Source organism: Acidibrevibacterium fodinaquatile (assembly GCF_003352165.1).
Lineage (GTDB): Bacteria > Pseudomonadota > Alphaproteobacteria > Acetobacterales > Acetobacteraceae > Acidibrevibacterium > Acidibrevibacterium fodinaquatile.
Genome location: NZ_CP029176.1, coordinates 203,792 through 216,828, shown reverse-complemented (window position 1 = coordinate 216,828; position 13,037 = coordinate 203,792). Strand labels below are relative to the sequence as shown.

The window sequence follows — 13,037 nt, the reverse complement described above, 5'->3', positions numbered from 1 at the left end:
CGCGCGCCTCGGCGAAATACTTCTCTGCAGCTGCCTTCCCGGCGCTTTGCAAGTTTGCCTCGCGCGGCCCGGCGAGTTCCTGGTAGCGGTAGGCTTGCGTGCGGCTCAAGCCGGCATCCGCGATGGCTTTATCCTTAGAGCCCCTTTCAAAACCGCTTGTACCTTGATTCAATTTGATTCATGAAGGGGCATGCCCGCGCCCCAACTCTCCGACAGCCTGTGGTCGATCCTCGAACCCTTGCTCCCTCCGCCGCGCCCGCGGCCAAAGGGTGGCCGGCCGCCGATCTCGGCACGCGCCGCGCTGACGGGCATTCTGTTTGTGCTACGCAGCGGCATTCCCTGGGAGATGTTGCCTCGCGAGATGGGCTGCGGCTCTGGGGTAACCTGCTGGCGGCGCCTGCGCGACTGGCAAGCGGCCGGCGTTTGGGAGCGGTTGCACCGCGAGTTGCTGCGCCGCTTGCAAGACGCCAACCGCATCGACTGGAGCCGGGCCGCGCTGGACAGTTCCGCCATCGCGGCAAAAAAGGGGGTGCCGCGACCGGGCCGAACCCGACCGATCGGGGCCGTCCCGGCACGAAACGCCACCTCGTCACGGACCGTCACGGTATCCCGCTCACGTTCGCCCTGACCGGGGCCAATGTGCATGACAGCGTGCCCTTCGAGCAGATGCTCGATGCGATCCCAGCGATCCGCGGCAAGCGCGGCCGGCCGCGGCGCAGGCCGAGAAAGCTGCACGCGGACAAGGCCTATGATCATCGCCGCTGCCGCCGCGCCTGCCGGCAGCGAGGCATCACGCCGCGCATCGCCCGGCGCGGCGTCGAGACCAGCGAGCGTCTCGGCCGCTATCGCTGGGTCATCGAACGCACCTTCGCCTGGCTCAATCGCTTCCGGCGTCTCACCATCCGCTACGAGCGGCGCATCGATATCCACAGCGCGTTTACAAGCATCGCTTGCTCCCTCATCGCCCTCCGGGCTCTGGAGGGAAGGTTTTGAAAGGGACTCTTAGTCCCAGCGCTGGGACTAAGAGCCCCTTTCAAAACCGCTTGTACCTTGATTCAATTTGATTCATGAAGGGGCATGCCCGCGCCCCAACTCTCCGACAGCCTGTGGTCGATCCTCGAACCCTTGCTCCCTCCGCCGCGCCCGCGGCCAAAGGGTGGCCGGCCGCCGATCTCGGCACGCGCCGCGCTGACGGGCATTCTGTTTGTGCTACGCAGCGGCATTCCCTGGGAGATGTTGCCTCGCGAGATGGGCTGCGGCTCTGGGGTAACCTGCTGGCGGCGCCTGCGCGACTGGCAAGCGGCCGGCGTTTGGGAGCGGTTGCACCGCGAGTTGCTGCGCCGCTTGCAAGACGCCAACCGCATCGACTGGAGCCGGGCCGCGCTGGACAGTTCCGCCATCGCGGCAAAAAAGGGGGTGCCGCGACCGGGCCGAACCCGACCGATCGGGGCCGTCCCGGCACGAAACGCCACCTCGTCACGGACCGTCACGGTATCCCGCTCACGTTCGCCCTGACCGGGGCCAATGTGCATGACAGCGTGCCCTTCGAGCAGATGCTCGATGCGATCCCAGCGATCCGCGGCAAGCGCGGCCGGCCGCGGCGCAGGCCGAGAAAGCTGCACGCGGACAAGGCCTATGATCATCGCCGCTGCCGCCGCGCCTGCCGGCAGCGAGGCATCACGCCGCGCATCGCCCGGCGCGGCGTCGAGACCAGCGAGCGTCTCGGCCGCTATCGCTGGGTCATCGAACGCACCTTCGCCTGGCTCAATCGCTTCCGGCGTCTCACCATCCGCTACGAGCGGCGCATCGATATCCACAGCGCGTTTACAAGCATCGCTTGCTCCCTCATCGCCCTCCGGGCTCTGGAGGGAAGGTTTTGAAAGGGACTCTAATACCAACCTGCCTATCCAATGACCTCTTTGATCCAGTCTCGTTGGGTGATCGAAGCGATTTGTTCTGGCATTTGCATGAACTTGTTCCAGGCGTTTCGGCAGGCGGCAAGGATTTCGTCGTAGCTGTTCCAGACCTGATGGCTTAGGAAGTTGCTGCGCAGAAATTGCCAGATGTTTTCGACTGGGTTGAGCTCTGGCGAATAGGGCGGCAGCGATAGCAGGCTGATGTTGTCGGGCACCGGCAAACGTTCGCCGGCTTGATGCCAGCCGGCGCCATCGAGCACCAGCACGGCGTGCGCACCGGGCGCGACCTGCGTGCTGATTTCGCGAAGATGCTCGGCCATCGCCTCGCTGTTGACCGCCGGCATGATGATGGCGGTACCAATACAACGTTCTGGGCAGACGGCACCAAACAGATAGGCGGAGTCATGGCGATTGTCGCGCACCGCCAGTGGTCGGGAACCCCGCTCTGCCCAGACATAGCTCAGGGTTCCCTTCTGACCGACACGGGCTTCATCGGCGAACCACACCTCGATCGGCTTACGGGCCGCCGTGACCGGGATCGCCGCCGCTACCAGGCCAGCGAAGTCTTTTTAAAAATGTCCTGTGCCGCAGCGTCCTTCTTCGGATGATACGGACGCGGCTGGACCCGCGTGAACTTGAGCCGCCGCAACAATCGGCTGATCGACGTCTCGTGCAGGGTAACCGCAAACTCGGTCTCGATCCGTCGCTGCAGGTCGACACAGCGCCACCGCACCACGCCGTCACGCTCCAGGTCCGGGCCCTGCCTGACCCATGCCGCGATCTGCGCCTGCTGCGAAGCCGACAATCGGGGCGGCGGGCCGTTGCGGCGCGGCGCATCGCCCAGTCCGTCAGGTCCCAATGCATTGTAACGGTGCACCCAGTCGCGCAGCGTCTGGCGGTCCATGGCACAAGCCTCGGCCGCATCGCACCGAGACCAGCCTTCAAGAACAAGAGCAATCGCCAAAAGGCGCCGCGAAACTTTCGCATCCGTCGCACGAGCCGCCCGCTCGCGCAGCGCCATAGCCGACAAGTCCAAACGCGTTATCGCTACCGTCATCGCAAGCCTCCTCCGGGGAAGCTCAGCGAATCATACCCGCCCGAGCCGCGCCAACTCACATTCGAGTCAACGGAACCTCAGGTTGGTATAAGGCGGCCGCGCTCGTCCCGCAAGCGGGGAGCATCCAACTCCCGCACCAGTTCCCCGATGCGCACGCTGGCGCGAGAGCGGGACGGCACGCCCCGAGGCGGCTGCCCAGTGCGCTGGAGCCGGCCTGTTGCCGCTGCGCGAGATCGTCGCCCTGGTCGCAGCGAACGCCGCCGCGCGCCACCGATGGGAAACCTGGGAAAAGTGGGAACCTTTTCGGCCGGTGGACTTTCCCAACTCTCCAATTTCCCGGAAAATTATCTCTCGTGCACGCGTAGGGTGGCCGAAAGGTTTCCCATGTTTCCCAGGTTTCCCACGCCCCGAACCACCGATTCCGCGCAAACCCGCAGAAATCAGCCATTCTTAGAAATTAGAAACGTCCCACCGTGGGAAACCCCCTCCTGAGCCTTCCGAGCGTCGCTCACGGCGTTCGCCAGAAACGTGAACAGCGGATTGGATGCGCACCGCGCCGCGTATCAGGCCATGAGACGCCCGCACCTTCTCCGCGCCGGTGCTTCCGTCGTATCCGAATGCGCATAACACCTGCCCCCTCGGGCACGCGGCCGCCATCGCCAGGCCGCACCGCTATGCTATTCAGCACATAACACGCCGGCGGTTCCTGGGTGGAAACTGATTATTTATCAGGGGTGCGACTGTGGAAAGGCCTTGCATCTCTGTGCATTGTGGCAGTATAAGCGCGACATGTCCGCCACATGTCCGCAATCCGAAGAGAGTTCCGCAAATGTTCTGCCGTCCGAGAACGCCGGCGTTGGGGCTGCCATGAGTGACGCGGGACCGGCGGACGATGATATCCGCGATATCGACGCCGGGCTGACGCCACAAAGCCGTGACACCCCCCCGCGGGCGCCCCTCCTTCGCCGCGCTATCCGCGGCCGTCGCTTACCCGAGAACCTGCGCACCACCGTCCGGCTCGATCGGCGCACGCTGATTGGTCGCGATGCGGCGGCCTTCCGGGCTCGGCTGGTCGCGCACTGCGCCGGCGCGCCGACCGCCACGCAAGCGGCCTTGATCGAAACGGCGGTTCAGATTCGCATGCGGCTCATAGCGATGGACATCGCCTTCGCTCAAAAGGCCGGTCAGTCCGCGCATGACGCTCGGCAATATCTGGCGTGGAGCAACAGCCTGACGCGCACGTTGTCGCTGCTCGGCCTGCAACCTACCGCCGCGGCCGCCGCGCCGCCGTCGCTCGCGGATTTCCTCGCCGCCCGCTCCGATCAGAAAGGACGCGACCATGACCGCTGACCCTCGCCTCGCGTTGCCTGCCGATGCCACGTTGCCTTGCACCGCTGCCTTCGACCGTTATGAGCGCCTGGCATTGCTCTTGCGGCAAGTCGTTCGTGACGCCGCCGACGAGTGGCACGTCCCGGCCGCCGACCTCGCCGAGGCCGGTGCTGATGACCTGAGCGCCTGGGCCGACCAGCTTGCCGCCGCCGCCCGCGCTGGCGCCGCCTCGCTCGCATGGGTGGCATACGCCACGAAACGCCGCACCTGATGCCCGCCTCCGCCGCGCCGTTGCTCGACATCGACTCGGCGATTGGCGATCCGGCGTTGTTCGCGCCGCATTTCCGCGCCGAAAGCTGGCAACCCTGGCGCGTGTTCCTCCGCGCCCTGTTCGCGCTGCCGATGAGTGACGACGACATGGCGCTGTTCGCCGCCAGCACGGGCCGCACCACGCCGCCGGTTGCGCCTTCGCGCGAAGCTGCGCTGATCGTCGGCCGGCGGGGTGGCAAAAGCCGCGTGCTGGCATTGATCGCCGTATTCCTGGCCTGCTTTCGCGACTATCGCCCGTTTCTTGCCGCTGGTGAACTGGCAACGGTTGCGATCCTGGCGGCAAACCGAAGCCAAGCGCGCAGCATTTTCCGCTTCATCTCGGGCCTGCTCAAGGAAACGCCGTTGCTCAAGCCGATGGTGGTGGACGAGGGCGCGGAGTCGATCACGCTGAATAATCGCGTTGTGATCGAAATCTCGACGGCGAGCTTTCGCACCACACGCGGCTATACCTTTGCGGCGGTTCTCTGCGACGAGATCGCGTTCTGGAGATCGGACGAGAGCAGCGCGAACCCCGACGTTGAAATCCTGCGCGCGCTGCGCCCCGGCATGCTGAGCATCCCCGGCAGCATTCTGTTGCTCGCGAGTTCGCCCTACGCGAAACGCGGCGAGTTATACGCCGCTTTCCGCAAGCATTACGGCCGCGACGATGCCCGCGTGATGGTCTGGAAAGCTGACACCGTGACCATGAACCCCGGGGTTCCGGCTGATATCATCGCCGAGGCGTATCAGGATGACCCCGAGGCCGCGCGGGCTGAGTATGGCGCCGAGTTTCGCGATGATCTCGCGGATTTCGTCACCCGCGAGGCGGTCGACCGCATCACCATGTGGGGGCGCAGCGAGTTGCCGCCCGAGCCGGGGATTGCCTATGCCGCGTTCTGCGACCCCTCCGGCGGGGCATCGGATGCGATGACGCTGGCGATCGCGCATCTCGGGGCTGACAATGTGCCGATCCTCGACGCGGTGCGGGAGGCGCGGCCGCCCTTTGATCCCGAGGGCGTCGTCAAAGAGTTTGCCGACCTGCTGCGGCGCTATGGTATCGAAACCGTGGTCGGCGATCGCTATGGCGGCGAATGGCCGCGCCAGCGGTTCCGCGAGCACGGTATCGGCTATGAACCAAGCGCCCGGCCGAAATCTGATCTCTACATCGACCTGCTGAGCCTGATTAACGCCGGGCGGCTGGAACTGCTCGACGCGCCGCGGCTTACGGCGCAGTTGTGCGGGCTCGAACGCCGGACCACGCGCTCGGGCCGGGATTCGGTCGATCACGCGCCCGGCGGCCATGATGACCTTGCCAACGCGGTTGCCGGGGTGCTGGTCGGGCTCGATATCGACCGGCGTCCGGCGCTGATCCGCCCCGCGGCGATGCTCGGCGAGGATGAGCGCCCGGCGGCGTTGCCGAGACTCTGCCGCACGGCGTTCGCGACGTTGTTCATCTCGCTCGACGGCATGGCGGGCGCGGCGATTTTCGCGAAGGGGCACTCTGACCAGCCAAACCGGCTGATCCTTGCCGATATCGTCTCGGAGCCGGTGGCGGGGCATACGATCAAGGGGGTTGCCGAACGCTTGTTCGCGCTCGCCGAGGTATGCCGGCCGCTCGATGGCATGTCGTTCTGGGTGCCGCCGCCGCTGGTGCGGCAGTGTCGCTTGCAGGGCGTGCCGGCCGACGAGATTCCTGCCGATTTGCTGCAAAGCGTCGATGACCTGGCGTTGGCGGCGAGCGGCCATGTTCATGCCGGCGCGGTGCGGCTCGGCGCGGCGGCGCATGAGGCGAGCCGGTTCCTGCCCCTTGGCGGCGCGCTTTCCTTCCGGGCGGGCGCGGATGCGGGCGCTGATCCGTTGCGGCTGGCGGTGCTGGCGGGCATCGTCATGGCGCTCGACCCGGCGCACGTATGAGCGTGCCGGCGCATCCGCCCTGGCTGGGCACTGGGCCGCGTGATGCGAGCGAGCGGCTTGAGTGGCTGGCGCGGCAGATTCGGGCTCTGAGCCCCGACTGGCGCGACCCGCGGCGTTTCTATGAGCGGCGGGACGACCTGACGGCCGAGGCCAGGCGGGTTGCCGCTGATCTCATCCCGGTTGCCCCCCGCAGATAGGAAACGATGATGCCGACCGACGACGCCGCAGACGCCCATCGCTATCGGCTCGCGCAGGCCGAGCGCATGATCCAGGCTTGGCGCGATTACTGCGCAGCCGAGGGGCGCAGCGAGGCGATTGATATCAGCGACCCGGTTCAAGCGGCTGAGTTCGTGCGCGTGTGGCGGGCGCGGCTGGCATGGAACGAGTTTGCCGGCGGGCTCAGCGAGGACGGGGAATAATTTCGCAGCGCGTGACGCGAAAACCGGCGCGGCGGCGATCCGAGGCGGTGGACGTGCCGACCGGCATAGCCGCGCATGTCGAACTTGAGGAAGCGCGCGGCGCCAGGTTCGACCGGGATGGGCCGCGACCGTGGCGAGTGGTGACGGTTGCCGTGCGGCTGCATCGGGCTGGGATCATTGATCGCGAGCAATTCGCCTGGTGCGAGCGTTATGCGCGGGCGTGCGAGATGGCGCCGTGGCGGGTGTCACGGCTGGACGGGGCAGGCGGCGGCCATGGATCGAGCGGCGTGACGCCAACGGAGCGGCAGCTTCGGGCGGCGGCATTCGTGCGGGCGGCGCATAACGCGGCGGGCAAGGATGCGAAGCTGCTCTATGCCGCGGTGGTGAAGGGGTATCGGCTCGCGGACCTCGCCGTCCTCGGCGGCTGGCGACCGAAGGATCACGAGACGATGGCGCGCTTCACGGGGCGGACCTGGCAGCGGGTGCAAAACCGGCTGGCGATGGCGATCGAGCGATGCGCCGGCGGCATGCCGTGATTCGCGATGGATTAGCTGTTATTAATGGCTTATTCATCGCGTAATGCCAGGTATGTCTCGGCTTGACGTGGCTCCGCGCGTGACCAGTTCAGGGGTGGTATGTTCGTTTCCCATCATCGCGAGAAGCTGATCAACGCGACGATCTTCTTTGTGGCGAAGACGCGGCATTGCCATACGCTCAAGCTCAACAAATTGATGAATTTCCTTGATTTTGAGCATTACCGCCAAACCGGGCGAAGTGTCACGGGCTTCGAATACAACGCCCTTGCGATGGGGCCAGCCTCCTTCAAATTGCTCGACGAACTAAAGACCCCCACGACTGATTTCGCCGCGGCGATCACCACGCTCGACGTTCGCGGTGAATTCTCGGAGCGGATCATGCGCCGAGACCTCAAGGCCAAGGCCGAGTTTGACAAATCGTGGTTTACCAAGCGCGAGATCGATATTATGGAGCGGCTGGCCGAATATTTCGCCGAGGCGGACGGCGGCACCATGTCGGCGTTCTCGCATGACCGGAAATTGCCTTGGTTTAAGGTGTATCGGAATGGCGCGGGAGAGAATCAGCCGATACCTTATGAATTGGCGCTTGACGCTCCGATCATCGCTGACATGCCAAGCCTGCCCCGAGATGAGATCCTGGCGCGGCAAGAGGAATTCGCGGCGATTGATCGGGCGATGGTCCCGTGAAGTGGGCTATTGCCCGTGGCGATCTCGTATTATGGAAGGGATTCCAGTTCGAAGACGGCGGCGCGAGCGATAAGCTTCTGATCATCCTCGGCGCGAAGCCTGGGCAGAATCTCATCGCGCTACTCACCACGTCGAAGGCGCGCGGGCGCAAGCCAACGCCTGGGTGCATTGGTTTTGCTGACTATTTTTTTATCAGTGCTGGCGGCCGAGATGGGTTCGATCTCGACACCTGGGTTGAGACCTATCGGCCCGTCGAGATGGAGCGCAAAGAGGCCGACAGAGGCATCGCTGATGGGACAGTCACCCTTGTGCGCACGCTTCACTCAGAACTCGTGAACCAGATTCGGAATTGCCTGAAACTGTCACGTGACATCACCCCTCAGCAGGGGGCGTTGCTCGAATAGGCCGCTCGGGCGTCCTAAGCGAGCAGATAGGGGGCTTCTGTTGCTCAGCGCCCCCGAGCCGTGTGGCGGCGTGCCGCGGAGGGTGCGGACATGCGGATACGATATAGCGTGACGCTGCGCCCCCTGCCGCCTATATGTGCCGCCTGCATAGGAGGCCGGCCATGAGCAAGCGCAACCCGATGGCGCGGGAACTCCGGTTGAATCCGCTCTATCGTGCTCGGAGGGGCAAGAGCCGCCGGGAGATCGAGCAAAGAGCCGACCGCTGGAACCGCGCCGCCAAGCATAAGCCGACGAAAGGAACGCCCGGATCAACCCATGGTCCGGGCGATTTCTTTGCGGGCATTCCATGGCCGCCGCGCCTTCGATTTTGCGGACACCATGCGGACAATTTTTCGATATATTCCGGTGAACCTAGCGTAACCCTTTGATTTTATGGTGAGCCCGGTGGGATTCGAACCCACGGCCCCAAGATTAAAAGTCTCGTGCTCTACCGGCTGAGCTACGGGCTCGCGCGCCCCTTCAACGATAAAGGGCGCCGCACGTCAATCCTTGACGTCGGTCGCAAGGCGCATCCGCACGACGCGGTCGGGATCCTTGACGATGCCATTAGGGCCGTCGCCGCGCTTGATGTGATCGACGAACTCCATCCCTTTGATTACTTGGCCCCAGATCGTGTACTGGCCGTCGAGGCCGGGCGCCGGGGCGAACATGATGAAGAACTGGCTATTGGCGCTGTCGGGATCGGCGGCGCGCGCGGCGCCCACGGTGCCGCGCAGGAAATGCGCCTTGTTGGTGAATTCGGCGGGAATATTCGGCAGTTTCGACCCGCCGGTGCCGGTGCCGGTGGGGTCACCGCCCTGGGCCATGAACCCCTCGATCACCCGGTGGAACGGGGTGCCGTCATAAAACCCCTGCTTGCAGAGGGTCTTCACCCGCTCGACATGCTTGGGGGCAAGGTCAGGGCGCAGCAGGATCACCACCCGCCCGTCCTTGAGATCGAGATAGACCTCGTTCTCCGGTGTCGCCGGCGGGATGGCCGCCTCGCTCTCTTGCATCATACCTCCAAAAATCAGGGTTGTAGTTGCGAAAAGCCATGTCCGACGATGAATCATCCTCGGTTTTCCTTCTTGATGGTCACGCCGCCCCGCCGCCGAGCCGCTCGAGCACGCGCTCTCGCGTCAGCGTGGGCACGAAACTCGTGATGTCGCCACCGAGCAGCGCGATCTCCTTGACGAAACGCGACGAGATGAATTGATGCCGCTCGCTCGCCATCAAGAACACCGTCTCGATATCGGGCGCGAGCCGGTAATTCATCCCCGCCATCTGGAACTCATAATCGAAGTCCGACACCGCGCGCAGCCCGCGCAGGATCACGGTTGCGCCAACCGAGCGAGCAAACTCGACGAGCAGCGTGTCGAACGCGGCCACCGCGATCTCGGTGCCGCTCGCCTGCGCCACGCGCTCGGTTTCGGCGCGCACCAATGCGACCCGCTCCTCGAGCGGGAACAACGGCCCCTTGCCGGCATTGATCGCAACGCCGATGACGAGACGCGGCAGGATCCGCGCGGCGCGCGCGATGATATCGAGATGGCCGTTGGTGATCGGGTCGAAGGTGCCGGGATAGACGCCGATCCGGGGCCTACTCGCCGCCTCACTCATCGCCGATCCCCGGCTTCGTCTCCGCCTCCTCGCCCTCTTCCTCGAGCACCGGAAACACGCTCATCACCCGCTCTCCCTCGCCGAGCCGCACCAGCATCACCCCCATCGCGGCGCGGCCAGTGATGCGCACCTGATCGGCGGGGAGACGGATCAGCCGGCCGCCATCGGTGACCAGCATGACATCATCGCCGGGACGCACCGGAAAGCTCGCGGCGACCGCATGGCCGTTGCGCGTCCCAAGCGTGATATTGGCGATCCCCTGCCCGCCGCGCCCGGCGACGCGATATTCATAGGCCGAGGAGCGCTTGCCGAACCCCGCCTCGGTCACCGTCAACAGCAATTCCTCCGCCGCTTCCAGCGCGGCGAAGCGCTCCGGCGCCAGCGCGACCTCGGCAACCGGCCCCTCGGCCGCGGCCTCGTCCCCGCGTTCGCTCTCTGCCTCGACAGCCGCCTCGTTCTCGCCGGGATCAAGTTCCGCGCCGCCATGCTCGCCGCCATTGCCGCGCCGGCGGGCGCCCGCCAGCCGGAGATAGGCGGCGCGTTCCTCGATGCTCGCCTCGACATGGCGCAACACCGAGAGGCTGATCACCTCGTCCTCGCGGCCGAGGCGGATGCCGCGCACCCCGGCGCTGTCGCGCCCGGCAAAGACGCGCAAGCTCTCCTCGGTGATGGTGAAGCGCAAGCAGCGGCCGCGCCGGGTCGCAAGGAACACGTCATCGCCCTCGCGGCAGGTGGCAACCCCGATCAGCCGGTCACCCTCGTCCAGCTTCATGGCGATCAGGCCGGCGGCGCGCATATTGCGGAAATCGGAAAGCCGGTTGCGCCGCACCGAGCCCGACGCGGTCGCGAACACCAGATGCAGACCGTCCCAGAGGCTCTCGTCTTGCGGCAGCGGCAGCACCGCCGTCACCTGATCGGCGCCGAGTTCGGGGAGAAAATTGACCAGCGCGCGGCCCTTGCCGGTCGGCCCGCCCTCGGGCAGGCGCCAGACCTTCTCGCGGAACGCCTTGCCGCCAGAGGAGAAAAACAGCACCCATTGATGGGTATGGGCGTTGAAGCTGCGGGTGATGACATCGTCGCCCCGGGTCGATGCCGCGGTGCGGCCGCGGCCGCCGCGATTCTGGGCGCGGAAGGTCTCGAGCGGGGTCGATTTGATGAACCCGTCGCGGGTGATGGTGACGACCATCTGGCGCGGCTCGATCAGGCTCTCGTCATCCTGGTCGGCGATGCCGTCGGCAATCTGGGTCAGGCGCGGCGAGGCGATGCGGGCGCGGATCGCGCGCAATTCCTCGGCCATCACCTCCATCCGCCGCGGATGGGAGGCGATGATCGCGAGCAATTCGCCGATGCGTTTCGCGGTTTCGACGAGATCGGCATGGATCTTGTCACGCTCAAGCCCGGTCAAGCGCTGCAGGCGAAGTTCGAGGATGCCGCGCGCCTGCGTCTCGGTGAGCCGCACCAGGCCGCCGATGACGGCGTTGCCGGCGTCATCGATCAGCGCGAGCAGCGGCGCGATGTCCTCGGCCGGCCAGTCGATCCCCATCAGCGCCGCCCGCGCCGCCGCCACATCCGGGCTCTGGCGGATCAGGCGGATCACGAGGTCGATATTCTGGACGGCGATCGCGAGCCCAGCGAGGTGATGGGCGCGGTCACGCGCGGCGGCGAGTTCGAAGCGGGCGCGGCGGAGAATGACCTCCTCGCGGAAGGCGATGAAGGCGACCAGAGCGTCTTTGAGGCCCATCTGGCGCGGCCGGCCGCCATCGAGGGCGAGCATGTTGACGCCGAAGCTGGTCTGGAGCTGGGTGTGGCGGAAAAGTTGATTCAGCACCACCTCCGCCGTCGCCTCGCGCTTCAACTCGATGACGATGCGCATGCCGTCGCGATCGCTCTCGTCGCGAAGGTCGGAGATGCCCTCGATCTGCTTGCCGCGCACCATCTCGGCGATGCGTTCGAGGAGCGTCGTTTTGTTGACCTGATAGGGGATCTCGCGCACCACGATCGCCTCGCGGTCGCGGCGGATCTGCTCGATTTCGGTGCGCGCGCGCAAGACCAGGCTGCCGCGCCCGGTCGCGAACGCGCTCTGGATGCCGGCGCGGCCGAGGATGAGGCCACCGGTCGGAAAATCCGGCCCCGGCACGATCGCGGTCAAGGCGGCGAGCGAAAGATCGGGATCATTGATCAGCGCCAGCGTCGCATCGATGATCTCGCTGGGATTATGCGGCGGGATATTGGTCGCCATGCCGACCGCGATGCCGCTCGCGCCATTGACCAGGAGATTGGGGAAGGACGCCGGCAGAACCCGCGGCTCGCGTTCGCTCTCGTCGTAATTGGGCTGAAAATCGACGGTGTCCTTGTCGATGTCGTCGAGCAGCGCCATCGCGACGCGGGCCAGCCGCGCCTCGGTATAGCGCATCGCCGCCGGCGGATCGCCGTCGATCGAGCCGAAATTGCCCTGCCCGTCGATCAGCGGCACCCGCATCGAAAAACCCTGCGCCATGCGCACCATGGCGTCATAGATCGCGGCGTCGCCATGCGGATGGTATTTGCCCATGACATCGCCGACGACGCGCGACGATTTGCGATAGGGCTTATCCGGCGTCCAGCCGGCTTCCTGCATGGCGTAAAGAATGCGCCGATGCACCGGCTTCAACCCGTCGCGGACATCGGGGAGCGCGCGGCTGACGATCACCGACATCGCGTAATCGAGGTAGGAGCGGCGCATCTCCTCCTCGATGGTGACCGGCTGCACGCCGAACATCGGACCGCCCTCGGGCGGCTCGGGCGGGCTTGGCGGTGTTTCGCTCATA

The 13,037-nt window shown here is 65.7% G+C and carries 14 protein-coding genes, 1 tRNA gene and 1 pseudogene; 11 read left to right on the top strand and 5 right to left on the bottom strand.

Going from position 1 to position 13,037, the window contains the following annotated elements:
- Nucleotides 1-190: 190 nt before the first annotated feature.
- A pseudogene (locus tag DEF76_RS00990) lies at nt 191-909 on the top strand (IS5 family transposase); the annotation flags it as partial.
- A gap of 168 nt (nt 910-1,077) precedes the next feature.
- A protein-coding gene (locus DEF76_RS00985) for an IS5 family transposase (RefSeq protein WP_114911697.1) occupies nt 1,078-1,880 on the top strand; the annotation gives its coding sequence in 2 pieces (ribosomal slippage) (nt 1,078-1,405 and nt 1,405-1,880; 804 coding nt in all).
- A gap of 23 nt (nt 1,881-1,903) precedes the next feature.
- On the opposite strand, the gene DEF76_RS00980 is transcribed toward DEF76_RS00985, so the two are convergent.
- A protein-coding gene (locus DEF76_RS00980; RefSeq protein WP_114910729.1) for an IS630 family transposase occupies nt 1,904-2,973 on the bottom strand; the annotation gives its coding sequence in 2 pieces (ribosomal slippage) (nt 1,904-2,481 and nt 2,481-2,973; 1,071 coding nt in all).
- Nucleotides 2,974-3,840: 867 nt separating this feature from the next.
- Between DEF76_RS00980 and DEF76_RS00975 the strand changes: the two genes are divergently transcribed.
- The 9 genes from DEF76_RS00975 (at nt 3,841) to DEF76_RS19150 (ending at nt 8,999) form a co-directional block, all read left to right on the top strand.
- Nucleotides 3,841-4,323, top strand: a complete 483-nt coding sequence (locus DEF76_RS00975; protein WP_114910728.1) for a hypothetical protein — start codon at nt 3,841-3,843, stop codon at nt 4,321-4,323.
- Nucleotides 4,313-4,573, top strand: coding sequence for a hypothetical protein (locus DEF76_RS00970; RefSeq protein ID WP_114910727.1), 261 nt, complete (start codon nt 4,313-4,315; stop codon nt 4,571-4,573). The genes DEF76_RS00975 and DEF76_RS00970 overlap by 11 nt, the downstream gene beginning before the upstream one ends.
- Entirely contained in the window at nt 4,573-6,525 is a 1,953-nt protein-coding gene (locus tag DEF76_RS00965) for a terminase large subunit domain-containing protein (RefSeq protein ID WP_205216065.1), read from the top strand. The genes DEF76_RS00970 and DEF76_RS00965 overlap by 1 nt, the downstream gene beginning before the upstream one ends.
- Entirely contained in the window at nt 6,522-6,722 is a 201-nt protein-coding gene (locus DEF76_RS00960) for a hypothetical protein (protein ID WP_114910726.1), read from the top strand. The genes DEF76_RS00965 and DEF76_RS00960 overlap by 4 nt, the downstream gene beginning before the upstream one ends.
- Before the next feature lie 9 nt (nt 6,723-6,731).
- Entirely contained in the window at nt 6,732-6,944 is a 213-nt protein-coding gene (locus tag DEF76_RS00955; protein ID WP_162800421.1) for a hypothetical protein, read from the top strand.
- A 53-nt stretch (nt 6,945-6,997) separates the two neighbouring features.
- Nucleotides 6,998-7,480: a hypothetical protein gene (locus tag DEF76_RS00950; protein ID WP_162800420.1), complete on the top strand. Its 483-nt coding sequence runs from the start codon at nt 6,998-7,000 to the stop codon at nt 7,478-7,480.
- Nucleotides 7,481-7,579: 99 nt separating this feature from the next.
- Nucleotides 7,580-8,167: a Panacea domain-containing protein gene (locus DEF76_RS00945; protein WP_114910723.1), complete on the top strand. Its 588-nt coding sequence runs from the start codon at nt 7,580-7,582 to the stop codon at nt 8,165-8,167.
- On the top strand, nt 8,164-8,571 hold the full coding sequence (locus DEF76_RS00940; RefSeq protein ID WP_114910722.1) for a hypothetical protein: 408 nt from the start codon (nt 8,164-8,166) through the stop codon (nt 8,569-8,571). The genes DEF76_RS00945 and DEF76_RS00940 overlap by 4 nt, the downstream gene beginning before the upstream one ends.
- A gap of 161 nt (nt 8,572-8,732) precedes the next feature.
- The gene (locus DEF76_RS19150; protein ID WP_162800419.1) at nt 8,733-8,999 is read left to right on the top strand and encodes a hypothetical protein; all 267 of its coding nucleotides are present in this window, start codon (nt 8,733-8,735) and stop codon (nt 8,997-8,999) included.
- 5 nt (nt 9,000-9,004) lie between these two features.
- On the opposite strand, the gene DEF76_RS00935 is transcribed toward DEF76_RS19150, so the two are convergent.
- The 4 genes from DEF76_RS00935 to gyrA all read right to left on the bottom strand — a co-directional run bounded on the left by DEF76_RS00935 (nt 9,005) and on the right by gyrA (nt 13,036).
- Nucleotides 9,005-9,080: transfer RNA gene (locus DEF76_RS00935), tRNA-Lys, on the bottom strand.
- 33 nt (nt 9,081-9,113) lie between these two features.
- The gene (locus DEF76_RS00930) at nt 9,114-9,626 is read right to left on the bottom strand and encodes a peptidylprolyl isomerase (RefSeq protein ID WP_114913575.1); all 513 of its coding nucleotides are present in this window, start codon (nt 9,624-9,626) and stop codon (nt 9,114-9,116) included.
- Between the two features lie 79 nt (nt 9,627-9,705).
- The gene (gene coaD, locus DEF76_RS00925) at nt 9,706-10,230 is read right to left on the bottom strand and encodes a pantetheine-phosphate adenylyltransferase (protein WP_114910721.1); all 525 of its coding nucleotides are present in this window, start codon (nt 10,228-10,230) and stop codon (nt 9,706-9,708) included.
- A complete protein-coding gene (gene gyrA, locus DEF76_RS00920) occupies nt 10,223-13,036 on the bottom strand; it encodes a DNA gyrase subunit A (protein ID WP_114910720.1) in 2,814 nt (937 codons plus the stop codon). The genes coaD and gyrA overlap by 8 nt, the downstream gene beginning before the upstream one ends.
- Nucleotide 13,037 lies beyond the last annotated feature (1 nt).

Excerpts from the sequence above, each read along its gene's own strand:
- DEF76_RS00975 (WP_114910728.1), top strand. The coding sequence starts at position 3,841 with ATGAGTGACGCGGGACCGGCGGACGATGATATCCGCGATATCGACGCC.
- DEF76_RS00970 (WP_114910727.1), top strand. The coding sequence starts at position 4,313 with ATGACCGCTGACCCTCGCCTCGCGTTGCCTGCCGATGCCACGTTGCCT.
- DEF76_RS00965 (WP_205216065.1), top strand. The coding sequence starts at position 4,573 with ATGCCCGCCTCCGCCGCGCCGTTGCTCGACATCGACTCGGCGATTGGC.
- DEF76_RS00960 (WP_114910726.1), top strand. The coding sequence starts at position 6,522 with ATGAGCGTGCCGGCGCATCCGCCCTGGCTGGGCACTGGGCCGCGTGAT.
- DEF76_RS00955 (WP_162800421.1), top strand. The coding sequence starts at position 6,732 with ATGCCGACCGACGACGCCGCAGACGCCCATCGCTATCGGCTCGCGCAG.
- DEF76_RS00945 (WP_114910723.1), top strand. The coding sequence starts at position 7,580 with ATGTTCGTTTCCCATCATCGCGAGAAGCTGATCAACGCGACGATCTTC.
- DEF76_RS19150 (WP_162800419.1), top strand. The coding sequence starts at position 8,733 with ATGAGCAAGCGCAACCCGATGGCGCGGGAACTCCGGTTGAATCCGCTC.
- DEF76_RS00930 (WP_114913575.1), bottom strand. The coding sequence starts at position 9,626 with ATGCAAGAGAGCGAGGCGGCCATCCCGCCGGCGACACCGGAGAACGAG.
- coaD (WP_114910721.1), bottom strand. The coding sequence starts at position 10,230 with ATGAGTGAGGCGGCGAGTAGGCCCCGGATCGGCGTCTATCCCGGCACC.
- gyrA (WP_114910720.1), bottom strand. The coding sequence starts at position 13,036 with ATGAGCGAAACACCGCCAAGCCCGCCCGAGCCGCCCGAGGGCGGTCCG.